This window comes from Citrobacter amalonaticus Y19 (genome assembly GCF_000981805.1).
Classification (GTDB): domain Bacteria; phylum Pseudomonadota; class Gammaproteobacteria; order Enterobacterales; family Enterobacteriaceae; genus Citrobacter_A; species Citrobacter_A amalonaticus_C.
Window position 1 is genome coordinate 2,236,071 of record NZ_CP011132.1, and the last position, 15,413, is coordinate 2,251,483.

Annotated in this window: 12 protein-coding genes and 2 pseudogenes; 8 read left to right on the plus strand and 6 right to left on the minus strand. The window is 48.2% G+C overall.

Annotated elements, in window-relative coordinates:
• Positions 1-259: 259 nt before the first annotated feature.
• Positions 260-1,204 (minus strand): ArdC family protein, encoded by a 945-nt coding sequence (locus tag F384_RS10235; protein WP_046481372.1) that lies wholly within the window; start codon positions 1,202-1,204, stop codon positions 260-262.
• Between the two features lie 253 nt (positions 1,205-1,457).
• Between F384_RS10235 and F384_RS28740 the strand changes: the two genes are divergently transcribed.
• The 5 genes from F384_RS28740 to F384_RS10255 all read left to right on the plus strand — a co-directional run bounded on the left by F384_RS28740 (position 1,458) and on the right by F384_RS10255 (position 6,669).
• A complete protein-coding gene (locus tag F384_RS28740; protein ID WP_226991662.1) occupies positions 1,458-1,670 on the plus strand; it encodes a JAB domain-containing protein in 213 nt (70 codons plus the stop codon).
• A gap of 550 nt (positions 1,671-2,220) precedes the next feature.
• On the plus strand, positions 2,221-3,216 hold the full coding sequence (locus tag F384_RS10240; RefSeq protein WP_046481373.1) for a restriction endonuclease: 996 nt from the start codon (positions 2,221-2,223) through the stop codon (positions 3,214-3,216).
• Positions 3,213-4,301 carry an ABC-three component system protein gene (locus F384_RS10245; protein ID WP_046481374.1) on the plus strand — a complete coding sequence of 363 codons (1,089 nt, stop codon included), beginning with the start codon at positions 3,213-3,215 and terminating at the stop codon, positions 4,299-4,301. Before F384_RS10240 ends, F384_RS10245 begins: the two co-directional genes overlap by 4 nt.
• Positions 4,286-4,792, plus strand: a complete 507-nt coding sequence (locus F384_RS10250) for an ABC-three component system middle component 2 (protein ID WP_226991641.1) — start codon at positions 4,286-4,288, stop codon at positions 4,790-4,792. Before F384_RS10245 ends, F384_RS10250 begins: the two co-directional genes overlap by 16 nt.
• Complete coding sequence (locus F384_RS10255) at positions 4,789-6,669, plus strand: AAA family ATPase (protein ID WP_046481376.1); 1,881 nt, start codon at positions 4,789-4,791, stop codon at positions 6,667-6,669. Before F384_RS10250 ends, F384_RS10255 begins: the two co-directional genes overlap by 4 nt.
• Before the next feature lie 424 nt (positions 6,670-7,093).
• On the opposite strand, the gene F384_RS10260 is transcribed toward F384_RS10255, so the two are convergent.
• Together F384_RS10260 and F384_RS10270 are read right to left on the minus strand one after the other, a co-directional pair.
• Positions 7,094-8,214, minus strand: a protein-coding gene (locus F384_RS10260; RefSeq protein WP_096147877.1) for an IS3-like element ISSen4 family transposase whose coding sequence is annotated in 2 segments (ribosomal slippage) — positions 7,094-7,956 and positions 7,956-8,214 — 1,122 coding nt in all. Because the reading frame shifts where the segments join, the coding sequence is not laid out codon by codon here.
• Positions 8,215-8,247: 33 nt separating this feature from the next.
• Positions 8,248-10,311 carry a nuclease-related domain-containing protein gene (locus F384_RS10270; RefSeq protein ID WP_046481377.1) on the minus strand — a complete coding sequence of 688 codons (2,064 nt, stop codon included), beginning with the start codon at positions 10,309-10,311 and terminating at the stop codon, positions 8,248-8,250.
• 416 nt (positions 10,312-10,727) lie between these two features.
• Between F384_RS10270 and F384_RS30220 the strand changes: the two are divergent.
• Positions 10,728-11,033, plus strand: a pseudogene (locus F384_RS30220) (IS3 family transposase); the annotation flags it as partial.
• A pseudogene (locus tag F384_RS29845) lies at positions 11,024-11,464 on the plus strand (integrase core domain-containing protein); the annotation flags it as partial. The pseudogenes F384_RS30220 and F384_RS29845, both read left to right, overlap by 10 nt.
• On the opposite strand, the gene F384_RS10275 reads toward F384_RS29845, so the two are convergent.
• The gene (locus F384_RS10275; RefSeq protein ID WP_046481378.1) at positions 11,454-12,830 is read right to left on the minus strand and encodes a hypothetical protein; all 1,377 of its coding nucleotides are present in this window, start codon (positions 12,828-12,830) and stop codon (positions 11,454-11,456) included. The pseudogene F384_RS29845 and the gene F384_RS10275 overlap by 11 nt on opposite strands.
• A 229-nt stretch (positions 12,831-13,059) precedes the next feature.
• Here F384_RS10275 and F384_RS30225 point away from each other — a divergent pair, with 229 nt between their 5' ends.
• Positions 13,060-13,248, plus strand: a complete 189-nt coding sequence (locus tag F384_RS30225; protein ID WP_080949923.1) for a hypothetical protein — start codon at positions 13,060-13,062, stop codon at positions 13,246-13,248.
• Between the two features lie 14 nt (positions 13,249-13,262).
• Here F384_RS30225 and ldtA read toward each other — a convergent pair whose 3' ends face one another.
• Together ldtA and cobT are read right to left on the minus strand one after the other, a co-directional pair.
• Positions 13,263-14,195, minus strand: coding sequence for a L,D-transpeptidase (ldtA, locus tag F384_RS10280; protein ID WP_155403990.1), 933 nt, complete (start codon positions 14,193-14,195; stop codon positions 13,263-13,265).
• Positions 14,196-14,324: 129 nt separating this feature from the next.
• Positions 14,325-15,392 carry a nicotinate-nucleotide--dimethylbenzimidazole phosphoribosyltransferase gene (gene cobT / locus F384_RS10285; RefSeq protein WP_046481379.1) on the minus strand — a complete coding sequence of 356 codons (1,068 nt, stop codon included), beginning with the start codon at positions 15,390-15,392 and terminating at the stop codon, positions 14,325-14,327.
• Positions 15,393-15,413 lie beyond the last annotated feature (21 nt).

A 15,413-nucleotide genomic window follows, 5' to 3' on the forward strand; every position in this document is an offset into this window, starting at 1 on the left:
CTTCGTGGCGTGATAAATTTAAGTTTTAACGTCAACTGCTCGCTCGTTGCCGGCTGTCATGCTGAATCGTGTGGTCAGATTAAGTCTGAGCCAACACATCTCGGGCTCTTTGCCGCCCGCCCCCGCAGCCTGCGAATTTCTCCTGACACACTGTGCCACGAAAAATTCGCAGGGAGGTTATACCTTTAACGCCATCGCGACCCTGCCCACAGAAATATATAGTCAAAGCCGCATTCCTTTGCGGCTTATTACCCTGCCCTCAAGCTTTACCCATCAAATAACGATGCGCTTTTGACGCCGCACTAGCGGCTTTGAAAATATATCGTTTGTCATTCTTCAGTGCTTTCAGCCAGGAAGCAATATAGCTTTCGTGATGGACCTCTCCGACAACCCCCAGATCCGCCATCATGAACGCGCTTCCCAGTTCGGCGATCAGCTCCTCAAAAGCATAATCCTCACTGCCAAATTTCCCTTTCATCTCACGATTCAGGCGGCCTTTACCACCACTCCAATGCATCAGTTCATGCAGCCCGGTGGCGTAGAAATTGGCAGCATCAGAGAAAAGGTAACGCTCTGGCAGCCAGACTTCATCAGTTGATGGTCGGAAGAAGGCGTTTTGTCCTTTCTCAATGATCTTTGCGCCACTACTCTGGAAAAGATTTTCAACCTGCGGCAACGGCTCAAACTTCTCAGCATGACTAACTGTCTCAGCAACCAGTGGCAGACCGTCGATCTGCTCAACGTTAAAAACGACGAATGTTTTCAGCATCGGAATATAGTCGATTTCCCCAGCATCGTTTTCCTTCTCCAGAGTGGAATAGAAAATAGCGGTTGTGCCATGCTCCCCCTTGCGCACCTGCCCGCCTTCCGCTTGCGCCTGTTTGTAAGTCATCCAGCGTGAATCGCAGAATCCCTGTTCTGACGCACTGCTCCATAGCAGCATAATATTCATCCCGCTGTAAGTAGCGCCAGTCGCATAGTTTGAAGGTAATCCTGACATGCCCGGGACTCTCTGCCACGGACAGGACCAAGGCTTAATGCCTGCTTCAAGTGCAGAAATGATGCTATCCGTTACGATCTGATTAATATCGGTTTTGGATTTAGAAAATTTCGTTTTTGAGGAGCCAGACTGCTCCAGCGGGGATACGCTGGTCGCCGCTGCGGTGTTAGGGGTGCTAGTCTGGGTATGCAGGGAAATCATCATGGTTTTTCTCCGTCTGTGGTGTGATTTTCGTCTTCGTATCGCCTGACGGTTCGCTTTCCCGGCATCGTTCTGGCCAGCAAGGGCGCAGAATGCGTGCCATTTACCCTTGCGGGACGGGTTATGTTGGGAAACGATTAACCGGAAGCTGATACAGGAAGAAGAATCACGCGGGAGAAAAAACTGCCTCTGCATAGTCGGGCGTAGCGCCCCTTGGTTCGCAGCGGTGAAATGGTTTGGGGTTTACACTACAGCGGTGATACTTGCAAATAACCATCCGAGTGGTATCCCTGAGCCCAATGATGTTGACAAGGTGATGAGGGTGCGGATTAAAAAAGGATTGGCAATGGTTGACATGCGTACATTGGCTCACTTTACTTCGGCGGTGAGCCCACGGTGTCCTTTGCCGAATGGGGGTTGTTTTGATCGAAGAGAGCTTCGGCCCCCTTTTTGCTGTGATCTATGTTAAACTCTCCGTGGCAGCATGTTCCTTACTTTTTGTAATAACGACTGTATGCGCTGCTCACTTTTATTGTTTATGATTATACTCATTTTATGTACGATTGACGTACATCCTCAAAACCCTTACCGTTGGGTAATAGCCTGTCTATTTTGTGGCGTAATATGACCGCAACAGCCCATCCCCTAGGTGAAGCTATCACACAATGGCATGAGGCTGGTGGTGTGTTAACGACTGAGCTAGCGCCCCAACTTGGCTCCCCAGCCAATGGATCACCCAGATCATCAACGGCAAACGCAGTATTACCAGCGACTCAGCACTACGGCTTGCTCATTGGTTCAGCGATTACTCGCGGTTCTGGATGCACTTGGTAGGCACTGTACGATTTGGAGCTTGTCGAAGCTGAATCAGGAATGGCTATCAGATCGCTCCCTACTGGCCCAATTGTTTAATGTTGTAAGATTAACCAGTATATGAAGCCTTGATAGGGAAGCTTGATGACAGAAGGGAATAAATCCTTTGCTTACATTGATGAGTGTATTTGGAGGGGAAGTAGCGCATGACTGATGCACCCTCAGACATCATATTCCACTACCCACCGGAGCTGTTCAACCTCCTAGTGGATGTTGTGCCGTTGCTCAATCGCTCTAAGCAGGATGTGCTGGTTTTCTTCCGGGGCGCTGGAGTTCCTGACAACATAACTTCTGACATTGCAGTTCACTTGAGGGCAGCACCAAAGGATGTTAACAAGTACCAGATGGTCCGCACGGTGCTTGAACGCCTCAACGCGAAGGGGGAACACACTCTCCGTGAGCGGCGCGAGGTGCTGCGGCGCGTGGTGGACTTTGCGAACTTTGATTCGTGCTGGCCCGCTGACCAACTTAAGGCTAAGGGTCTTGTCGCCAGTATCCGCGAAGTCGTCAACCAAAAAGACGCTTTCACGCGTATGAACAATGCCCGCGAAGAGGAACGGAAAATCCGCCTCGCTGAGTCACAGCGGATCGCAGCAGAAAAACGTGATCGTATCGACAGAATCGAGAATGCCAAGCAGGGTTTATATACATTGTTTGGCACTACTACGACTGCACAGGAACGCGGAAAATTGCTGGAAACGGCTCTCAATAATCTTTTTCAAGCCTACGGTGTTCTCATTCATAAATCCTTTCATTTGGTTGGTGATGCTGGCGAAGGCATCGTCGAGCAAATTGATGGGATCATTGAACTCGGTGGTGTTCTGTATTTCGTTGAAATGAAGTGGTATCGCAATCCAGTGGGTAAGCCTGAGATTTCAGAGCATCTTGTTCGCCTCATGTCGCGTGCCGAGGTCCGAGGGATCTTCATTTCTGCCAGTGACTACACAGAACCAGCCATTCATACGGTACGTGAATTTCTGCAACACAAAGTTTTAGTTCTCTCGACGCTTCATGAGATCGTCCGTCTGCTTGAGCAACAAGGCGACCTCTCGGAGTTCTTCGCAAAGAAAGTCCAGGCTGCTCAGATACACAAAAACCCGTACTTCTGCCCACTTGATAACCAAGGACAAGGTGCGTTATGACGGCGAGTTGGATGGACATCAATAAGCCGCCGAGCCCAGCAACCGCTGTTACGGCAGCTCAAGTGGCGAACGGCCCCATCATGCCGCCGCAGCAAAGGCTGCTGACCTACTCACCAGACGAGTGGGAGGGATTCGTCGAGGAATGGGCTTATTACTGCCTCACGACGAAGTATGAACACGTCCTGCGTTTCTCTGGTGCTGGCGATATGGGTATTGATGTCGCCGGGTTCGTTGGCAATGAACGCCTTCAGGGTGTGTGGGACAACTTCCAATGCAAGCACTACGGTAATGCCATCAGGCCTAGTGATGTTTGGGTTGAGTTCGGCAAGATCATCTGGTACTCGTACAAAGGTGAATACACGGTCCCTCGTCGCTACTACTTTGTTTCGCCACGAGGTGCTGGTACGTCGCTTAGCCGCCTATTGTCTAATGGCACGAAGTTGCGTGAGGAATTGTTAGCTAACTGGGATAAGCATGTGAAAGATGCAATCACTAGCACACAGGAAGTGTTGCTCGACGCGAAGCTCCGTGCCTATGTAGACTCATTCGATTTTACCATCTTCGACGCCAAGACTGCGCTTCAGCTTGTTGACGATCACAGAGCCACGCCGGTTCACACAGCGCGCTTTGGTGGTGGACTACCAACGCGGCCTGCATCTGAAAAGCCGCCCCAAGAAGTTGCAGCCACCGAGAGTCGCTATGTGACGCAGTTGTTCGGCGCATACAGCGAGCACACAGGAACAATAGTGACTGACCCTTCGGCCTTGTCCGTGACCAAACTCAAGGATCATTTCCGCCGCCAGCGCGAGGCGTTCTACGAGGCTGAGTCACTGCGCGTCTTCGCACGTGATAGTGTCCCGCCTGGCACGTTCGAAGCTTTGCTGGATGACATTCATGATGGCGTTATTGATACACATGACGGGAACCATGCTGACGGCTACGAAAAAGTCTGCGCTGTCACCAAGGCTGCCCGCGACATGCAGATTACGGCAAACGCCCTCATCATTTGTACGAACCCCAAGGATAGAGATGGAATCTGCCACCAACTTGTGAATGAGGAGCGCCTTCGGTGGACAAGATCATGAGCCAAGAACATAAGCCAATTACCTTCAATAGCCCACTTGAAGCTGGTATCCGTGCGGTCTCGATTCTGGGTGCTGCCTATCCGCAAACCTACGACCTCCAGCGGCTTGTGGCCCTTGACTACCTTCTTGTTCATACAGGCGATATTGGCGGACCAGACAATTTGCACCCACCGACGCCAATGCGCTCTGCTGAATTGCTCGTGCGCCGCAAGTTGGTTGAGCAATCACTGCTTCTGATGATGACCCGTGACCTCGTTGAGCGCGAAGTCACATCCGAGGGGATCAAGTACAGCGCGGGCGAAAATGCTGCACCGTTCCTGTCATCAGTATCTTCCAACTATCTGCTGTCCCTGAAGGTTCGCGCTGTATGGCTTGTCGAAACCATTGGTGATCTGACTGATGAACAGTTCAAAGGCATGATGCGCCGTTTCTTCGATAAATGGGTCGAACAGTTTCAGAGCATTGAACAAAGCTTGGGGGGTGAGGCATGACGGCAGTAACTCCCGGCTTACGCTTACGCTTTCTCGGTTTTTTTGGGCCACAAAAGCCACCTGCAAAAGTGACCTTCGGTGCTGGCCTCAATGTCATTTATGGCGCATCGAACACTGGAAAATCTTTCATTGTCGAAGCCATCGACTTCATGCTCGGTGGAAAGCCCCCCCTGCGCGATATCCCTGAGCGCGTTGGCTACGACCTTGTTCTATTGGGGTTTGAAACCCTTGATGGGAAGTCATTTACACTCTGGCGCAGCATAGATGGCGGTGGTTTTCGGCTATATGACGACTTGCACCAGACGCCACCAACGACCGAAATTCCGTATGCGCAGCTTGACGAAAAACACAGCGATAAGAACAACACGAACCTTTCATCATTTTTGCTAGATCTATGTGGCCTTGGTGGCAAGCGTGTCCGCAAAAACTCCCGGAACGAAACCATCAGCTTGAGCTTTCGCAACATTGCGCGATTGATGCTCGTCGATGAAACGGAGATCACACAACAAAGCTCTCCGCTTATTGATGGCAATCCCACCGCCAATACACCGAACTTGGCAACATTCAAGTTACTTCTAACCGGAGCAGACGACTCCGCATTGGTCGCCAGCAGTAATAAGAGTGAGCCGGAAGAGTTATCGCGCGAGGCACAATTGCGTCTTCTCGATCAGCTTCTTGACGACTATCGTGACCGGCTCAAGGAGTTGACAAAGAGTCCGAAGGAATTGGAGGAGCAGCTAGAGAAGATCGACACCTCACTTCGTCAACAGGCGGCCCAGGTAAACACCACAGAAGATGAGTTTCAGGAGGCTGCTGGGAAGCGGCGAGAATTGCGCAAAAAACTGGAAGAAAGCCGAGAGCGACGTGCAGAGATAAGTGCGATGCTTGAGCGATTCAGGCTGCTCGATAGACACTACTTGTCCGATATTGAAAGGCTACGTGCCATTGAAGAAGGTGGGACGCTCTTTAGCGTACTGAGTGCCGGGCATTGCCCTCTTTGTGGAGCGGACCCCAATCATCATCCCGCCGATATGGGGTGTAATGGAGATACTGATGCCGTCGTTCAGGCTGCACGAGTGGAGATTGCCAAGATCGAAGTTTTGCGCGCGGAACTTGTAGCTACCGTCCAAAGCCTTGAGCGCGAAGGTGCCAGCTTTGATCGCAGAATGCCTACTGTTGTTCGAGAACTGGAGTCGATTTCGGAGTCAGTTGAAGAATTGCTCGCACCCAAGCTCTCGACCCTTCGCAAGTCCTATTCAGACTTTGCCGACAAGCGGGCCGAGGTACGCGAAGCGCTGGCACTCTATGCCACTATTCAAGACATGGAGCGCCGTCGGGCTGATCTTGAAAAGGGCAATGAAGACGAGAAGGCTGGGGTGGTTGCTAACGCAGATCTCTCAAGCACTGTGGCCAATAGTTTTGCTAAGACTGTTGAAGGCATACTGACTGATTGGCACTTCCCAGAGGCTGGGGATGTGTACTTCGATTCCAAGTCTCGAGACCTTGTCATTGCTGGAAAGTCGCGTAGTGCTTTTGGTAAGGGCCTTCGCGCCATTACGCATGCAGCTTTCACCCTCGGGCTGCTTGCTTTCTGCCGTGAGCGCCACACACCACACACGGGATTCGTTGTACTCGATTCTCCATTGCTGGCATACAGAGAGCCAGATGGAACAGAATATGATTTGACCGGTACTGACCTTAAAGATCAGTTCTACGCGTACCTTGAAGCGCTGCCTAGGGACACCCAAGTCATCGTTGTTGAGAACACCGATCCGCCTGATGCAATCATGAAGCGTGAGCAGTCTCTTATGTTTGGTAAGAACCCGCATCATGGCCGTTACGGTTTGTTCCCTTTTATAGCGGACCCTGCACAATAAATTAGTATAAAGTCACCCGATTCACGAAGCTCAAGAAGGGCGATATTCCCAGTTAGGCCGAACGGCTGGCGAAAGAAACAGACTGGATGTCTGCCATCTTCCGAGCTGAAAACTAACAGCAAGATGTGGTTGAAGAAGATTCATAACTCAAGTAATCGGAGAATGACACCATCGGAGCAGGTGAACAGTTATTGGCTAAAACGATTGCCGCGTAACGGTTCGCACAGCAGCCACGGCCCGAGATCAGAAGAGATAGAGGTCATGCGTATAAAACGCATTCGCTTGATAAAAAATTTAGTTTGATGTTGCAGAAACGCATTTAAAAAGGTGTCTACAACATCATTTCAAAATTCGATTTGTTTTATAATTGAACCATTGCAATCATTAAGCTATACTGACCTGCCCCCACGATTAGATACAACACTCAGTTAGTAACGTCGGAATCTTCATTCTCAGAATGACCCTTTCTCCAGCCCGCTGCAAATTCAGACGGTGTCTGATAATTCAGCGTGGAGTGCGGGCGGCATTCGTTATAATCCTGCCGCCAGTCATTAATAATTTTCCTGGCATGAACGATATCGCTGAACCAGTGCTCATTCAAACATTCATCGCGAAATCGTCCGTTAAAGCTCTCAATAAATCCGTTCTGCGTTGGCTTGCCCGGCTGGATTAAGCGCAACTCAACACCATGCTCAAAGGCCCATTGATCCAGTGCACGGCAAGTGAACTCCGGCCCCTGGTCAGTTCTTATCGTCGCCGGATAGCCTCGAAACAGTGCAATGCTGTCCAGAATACGCGTGACCTGAACGCCTGAAATCCCAAAGGCAACAGTGACCGTCAGGCATTCCTTTGTGAAATCATCGACGCAGGTAAGACACTTGATCCTGCGACCGGTGGAAAGTGCGTCCATGACGAAATCCATCGACCAGGTCAGATTGGGCGCCGCCGGACGGAGCAGCGGCAGACGTTCTGTTGCCAGCCCTTTACGACGTCTTCTGCGTTTTACGCCCAGGCCACTGAGGTGATAAAGCCGGTACACGCGCTTATGATTAACATGAAGCCCTTCACGGCGCAGCAACTGCCAAATACGACGGTAGCCAAAACGCCTGCGCTCCAGTGCCAGCTCAGTGATGCGCCCTGATAAATGCGCATCAGCAGCCGGACGGTGAGCCTCATAGCGGCAGGTCGACAGGGATAAACCTGTAAGCCTGCAGGCACGACGTTGCGACAGACCGGTCGCATCACACATCAACATCACGGCTTCCCGCTTCTGGTCTGTCGTCAGTACTTTCGCCCAAGAGCCACCTGAAGCGCCTCTTTATCCAGCATGGCTTCGGCAAGCAGCTTCTTGAGTCTGGCGTTCTCTTCCTCAAGCGACTTCAGGCGCTTAACTTCAGGCACCTCCATACCGCCATACTTCTTACGCCAGATGTAAAACGTGGCATCGGAAATGGCATGCTTGCGGCAGAGTTCACGGGCGGGTACCCCAGCTTCGGCTTCGCGGAGAATACTGATGATCTGTTCGTCGGAAAAACGCTTCTTCATGGGGATGTCCTCATGTGGCTTATGAAGACATTACTAACATCGGGGTGTACTAATCAACGGGGAGCAGGTCAATACCTGCTGTACCGATTGTGTTTTAACAAAATAATCACTTTGATCTACATTCATCTTATCGTAATCTGTTTCAGTCACTACATTAAAGAACACTTTTCTCCGTTTAATTATCAATGGATATTCACCTATTTTTTCATATTTTATAAAGTCCTGTAATTGCACTGGATTATTGAAATGGTTAATAATATCTGAAGCTTTTAAAGTATCGCTTCCCCACATGGAAAAAACAGGATTGTGGTCTGTAATTCTATATTCATCTTGATGGCTGATTATACCTGAGTTAATATAGCGAGACCTAAGAAGCCGGCCAAATGACGATGAGTCAGTCACGAATACCCCGTCAACGCTTCCCGGTATTGAAAATGGTAGATTGTTCATGATGACAGGTATTATCTCATAATCACCGATATCTTTATCAAAATGTTCCTTGAATACCTCGGGGTGTGAAGTGAGCCCCACAACTAATCGTTTTACTTGTAATGCAGTATCGAAAATAAACTTTTTCTTTTGATAGGCTCTTGTTACTGAACCCCCTGATAAATTTGTATTTTTACATTCTAATATAAAAACCTTATCATCCAGTAAGAAAATAACATCATATTCAAACTCATCATTACCACGTTTAAATTTAAAACTTCTATTTTCTAATTTTTTATCATTTAATATTTCGATAATGTCTTTTTCAAATCCGTAACCTTTCTTCGTGAGATCTGCTTGTTTAGATGAAAATTTTGAAAGTATTATATTGCTGATAAGTGGCGATGTGTATGCTGGTGTATATAGAAAAAATGAATAATCGGATATTTTTACAAGTGGTGAGTCATAAAGATCTCGACTATCATCACCAAAAGTGATGTGTTTAATAAATGTTTCGGCTTTTTTCTCCTTAAATCCACCTAGTCGCAGCATACTCATCAGTTCCCCTTTTGTGTATAGAACTTTCTGTTTAATTTCCTTAGATAAGTAAGCGATAACAGAATAACCCCTTACCCATTCGCGCAAGCTAAGTCCCAAAACCATATGATCTTTATCATGACTTGCAATAGCTTCCATCAGTGAAATCAAAAATTGGAACTCCTCAAGTAGAATGGGATTGTCCAGAGTTCCAGACCAACCGGTTACATATTTAGGTATTATTTTTTCGATATTAGAGCTTGCAATACCCTCCCAAAGGTTCTGACTTAACCGCCTCGAGAGCCTTTCATTTGAAATTGCATCATATCGCTCAAATTTATCTATGGTTCTATTAAATAACACACCGCTATCTATACCTTTTTCTTTAATAAAGTCAGGAATTTCTTCTACTTTAGCAATTTGAATATTATTATCAAATAAAATACAACTTTTAGCACATGTAATTAGTTCGTGCCAGAGTAACGAGCAATAGAATACCTCGGTAGCATTGCTTACAACAGGTTCTTCAACGCCAATTTTACTCGGGATGACAATTTCCCCTGAAGATAATAAATTATGCTCATAGGAAAACATTTTTAGCGTCAGTGTCAAAAATTGCACAATTTTATCTAGGGATGAATCTGGAGAAAATGACTCGCCATCTTGTGTAGTAATGTTTTTATTATTTAAGCTAAAAGGTTTTTTGTTTCTTCCAATGTTCTGAATATGGTCCTCCATTAGACCCTGAAGAGAATACCCATCTCTTAATGCACACTCAATTACAGCCCAGCACTGCGTCTGAACGTCCAGTTCCATGAGTGGGATTGATTTAAGTTCTGTCTTGATGTCGTCAATATAACTTTCCGAAACTTGGCATACAGACAATATTTTCTTTAATTTTTCTACAGTGCCATGACAATTAATATTGGCAATTAATTCACTGAAAAACTCATTCCTCTTTTCCCTTTTTTTTGTATCGTGTATGTGAAAATTTTTAAAATTCGTCGTTTCATATTCAACTAAATTTCTGAGAGAGGCATTATTGGAATATTCTGGCAAAGCTTTCAATAACTCTTTGTTTATATAAGCCTTGCACTCTTTCGATATTTTTTCAAAGTTTATACTTGACATCAAAATTTCCTTTTTTAAACAAGCAGCAGAATTTATTGTATTGAAGATTATGATATACCTCTTGAGTCAATTACTTCCAGCGCATTTTTCAGCGTTTTTTCGTTACCCAACTTAGCGGGCTTTATCACTTCATCCTCGTCTCTACTGCACCCTGCTCTTCCTCGTCCGGCAAAACGGGTAAAGATCCGTAAACGCTGCATTCCTCGATTTTCACCTATGTAGTATCAAAACAATGAGTGACGCTCTAAATGTGAAATTTATTCGCCTTGCCCGTCAATTCGATAAAAATGCCTGAGGCAAAACGACATATAGGAAGAAACTTCCACACAATGAGGTACAATTTATGGTAATTAGGATGGCCGGTTCCTCTGGCATAATAATGGTGGATCAGTCATTTCGGGCGGTGTTGTTGACACTATCCATCTAAAAGAAATCTAAGACGCTGGATCCGTTTACGGGAAGCGAGTGGCGGTACGACAAAAGGTATACGCCGTAAACCCCGTTACTCTGATACTCAAAGGAAGGCTGCTGTCGAACATTATCTTAGCCACGGTTGCTGCCTGACATTTAGCAGGACGCTTGGATATCCCTGCTGTGATGTACTGTCTTGCTGGATTAATAAACGTCATCCCGACAGACGGCGTATCTTCATTAGTAAGCTCAATCCGTGTGCCCCCTTGGAACCGGAATTTAAACGTCAGGCAGTTATGGCGCTCTACACGATGTGTATCCGGCTACGATAAGAACTTACCAGGGGCCGGAGCTTACCGCAGAGCACTGGACCAGTGGGCTTATGAGCATGGTGTAGACCTGCGGCTTATCCAGCCCAGAAAGCCGACGCAGAACGGATTTATTGAGAGTTTTAACGGACGCTTTCGCGATCAATGCCTGAATGAACACTGGTTCAGCGATGACAGTCATGCCAGGAAAATCATCAGTGAATTGCGTAAAGATTATAATGCGTGTCGCCCTGTCAACACGGCTTAATGACCGCTTTGGAGGTGCAGACAGCCCGCACTCCGCGCTGAATTATCTGACACTATCTGAATTCGCAGTTGGCTGGAGAAAGGGAAATTCGGAGAGTGAAGGAACCGGCATTACTGAGACCGTATCTAATCCTGGGGGGCAGGTCAGTGCATCCATCATTTTTTGAACTCACTAACGACCCTTTCTTTAAGCTCTTTGATGCTTATGAATTTTGTGCCTAACCCAAGAACTGAATAGATGAAAGTACCACGTATACGTAGTCTCTTGTCATCAGTAACAAAATAATCGGCCTTCCATGCATGTTTCAAGTGCTCCGTATCCTGCAGGCTGCTACGGATTTTGCTCAGTTCAGAAAGAGGCTCCGTCTTATAATTTATCAAGTCAAGGAAGTCGCAAAGATGCTCAATGTGCGTCATGCATTCAGCGTCGCTCTCATACTTGATCGATTTATCAATAAGTTCCTCCAAGGAAAATGACTTCTCGATAGTTGCCGCGCTCAGCCTTTGACACAACGCTTGATCACTTTCATAGTCATTGAAATCAAAGTCACAGCCGCTGTCATCTAAATAGGGACGAAGAGAATCCAAAAACTTATCAATATTCTCATTGGCCCTATCCGATAGTTTTGATTGCCTTGAATAATGAGGATATCCCCAATGATTAAAGTGCATTCTTTGCACCTTTAAATCCTCAGCAGCTCTCGTTGCATTTCTCCAGAGAAAAACACGATCGAACGTAACCTTAATATCCTCCCTCGCAAGCATCACACCGCTCTCAGAGGGAACCAGCATAGTGTTATCTGTAAGTACTTCGATCGTCTCGAAGTACTCGGCAAGTCGAACACGGCTCATTTTTACACCATCTTCAATCACATAAGGACTATAGACGAACTTGCAATCCACCTTGCTTTTAAAATTATCAACCTGCCGACTAAAATTTTCATCTCGCCCATATTTACTGACAACATTTTGATCAACGTAAAATAATTCCTTCCCGACAGGCATTTCTATTGGCTCATAAGCAATGATTTGCTCTCGCTCCAGATTTGCGTAACCAAGAATTGTGTCATTACACTTCTCCCTTTCATGTTGAAAATGATCCAACGCCAAGCTAATAACCTCTCCCTTGACCTTGCCCACGTATGTTTCATAAACTGGCATGGACTTTTCAGGAATTTTTGATTTCACATAGTCAGGAGAAACAACTAAGTCCAGCGCAAGGACGATAGGATTGGAATCATCCGGAATGGCAAAGATACGGCATAATTCAGTTACGAGCGCTTCACTTTCCTTGTTTGCACTCAATATCCCATTAATGAAATTGGAGAGCATCGTCACCATCCTAGCGAACTTCAGGCAGCCCAGACACTGCTTCTGACAAATCTGCCGTTCAACAACAGATTTATCCAAACTCATCAGCAACCGCCAATCTTCCATTGTCAGTAAATAAGAGTACTCATTGACGTCCTCGATTAGTCGCTTGACTACACTTTCAATAACAAAGCTCTGGCAGCGCTTAATTAGGCAATTCATTTATTCTCCAAAACTCAAACTTTATCGTAATTTTCCGCCACCAAACATGAAACGTGAGACACGGTCATACCGGGTTCCATAGTCTGCTGAATAATAAAAATTTTTTACTGCGGTGTACGACGCTGACACCGTTCAGGTCCTGATAACACTTCAATCATCTTATTTATTCTGACCAGTGTTAAACATAGATCCAAGACTACCTCTTATTTTAGGAGAGGAGAAGTGTCAGGTGCTCTATGGAGCCAGTCTAACTACTTATATCCCCTCGTTAAATTTGGTGGTCACTCTGGTAGTCTTGACAGAAACGGACTTCTGGTTTAGCTTAATTATTAGCCAGTTACTGGCAAAGGCGATCCCAGTCAGAGGAGCCAGATTAAAAAAAGCCCGCTTTTTAGCGGGCTTTTTGCTTTTCGGATAGCAACCTCTGCACCATCAAATTCTGGTTTGCCCCTGGCTAATATTGACGGGCATCCCCGAGCGGCGTTCGAGCGCTTCGCTGGCGCGATGAACATCCACACCCTCACCGCTCATAAAGCTACGCATCACGGGCGTGATCGGCAGTGGGACTTTTCTGTCTGATTCATATTCCGCGCGGTTACGGGACAGGGGTTCGTGCACTTCTATCCAGCGACTGCCATCCGGTTCCGTGGTGGTTTTCACCGGCTGATCGATGATCTGCACGCGAGTCCCGACAGGTACATTCTGGAACAGATGTTCGATATCATCGTTGCGTAAACGAATGCAGCCCTGGCTTACGCGCAGACCAATACCGAAATTAGCATTGGTGCCATGAATAGCGTACAGCTTGCCGATATAGATGGCGTACAGCCCCATGGGATTATCCGGCCCGGCAGGAACGAAGGCGGGCAGGCTTTCTCCCCTTCTCGCGTATTCACGACGGGTATTCGCCGTTGGCGTCCAACTCGGCGCTTCTTGCTTACGCTCAACTCTCGTCACCCAGTTACGCGGCGTTTCCCGCCCTGCCTGACCAATACCAATGGGGAAAACCTCAACGGTATTACTGCCGTTCGGATAGTAGTAGAGACGCATCTCCGCCACGTTTACGACAATGCCCTGACGAACGGTAGCCGGCAGAATGATGTGCTGCGGTACAACCAGCGTTGAACCCGACTTCGGCAGGAACACATCCGCATCCGGATTCGCTTCCAGCATATTGCTCAGCCCTTGTCCGTACTGCGCGGCAAAAGCTTCAAGCGGTTGCGTATTCTTGTCAGGGACAGTGATCGTCAGCGGATTTCCGACCAGACGACTTCCTTCAGGCGGTAGTGGATAGCTGACAGCCAGCGCGCTCTGGCTTGCAAGCAGCATAAATAATGAACAGAACAATTTTACACGAGGCAACATTTCCCTTTCCTCAGTCGCGGCAGATGTAGGGAAATTATAGCTTTTTTAGCGGTCGTAAACCTACACTCTCTGTCGCCTTCTGAAACTGGCCAGCGAGCTACACAGTGCGCAGGCCAGAAAACAGACGCATCAGACGGTCTCTTTACCATCCGGCAGTACGATATTGCTGGCAGCCAGTTGCCCCATGTTGCTGTACATCGCGCAGGCGGCCTCCACGATCGGCATAGCCAGTGCGGCACCGCTGCCCTCCCCCAGGCGCATCCCCATATTGAGATAGGGATCGAGCTCCAGATGCTCCAGCGCAATCCGCGCCCCTTTTTCGGCGGAGAAGTGCGAAGGAATCAGATACGGCTTGATCTCAGGTGCAATCTGGCAGGCTGCCAGCGCAGCGGAATAGGACAGGAAACCATCCAGCAACACCGGTAAACCGCAGGACGCGGCCCCCAGAATGACCCCCGCCATGCCCACCAGATCAAAACCACCGACTTTCGCCAGCACGTCCAGCCCATCATACGGATTGGGTTGGTTGACGGCAATCGCGCGACGAACCACCTCCACTTTATTGCCCACGCGGGAAAGCGGTAAATTAGCGCCAATCCCTACCACGGCTTCCGCCTTGCTGCCTGTCAGCACGCTGACAATCGCCGCAGCAGGCGTGGTATTCGCCATCCCCAATTCACCGACGCCAAACAGCGTCACGCCGCGCTGTGCCTGTTCGCGCGTGTAGCGAATAACTTCCAGCAACAGCTCTTCCGCCTGTGTACGACTCATTGCCGGGCCGGTGGCGATATTCCCGCACCCTCGCGCCACGCGCATGTTCACCACGCCGGGGATGAGTTCAGCATCTATCCCCACGTCGATCACATGAACCTTTGCACCGGCATGGGCCGCAAGTACGCAAACGCCCGTCGTACCGCGCGTCATATTTGCAGCCTGAATCGCAGTCACCACTTTGGGCGAAACGGCAACCCCTTCATCCCAGACACCGTGATCGGCACACATCACCAGTATCGCTTTCTCACCGACATGCGGTACACCGTTCAAACCCGGCATACCCGCCAGTTGTACCGCCAGCGCCTCCAGTCGCCCAAGACTACCCGGCGGCTTAAGCAGGCCATCAATATGCTGCTGAGCACGCGTCATGGCGTCATGGTTTATCGGCGGAATGTCGCACAGTAAAGAGGTTAACGTTTGCATAAGGGTTCTCATTGTGTTGGC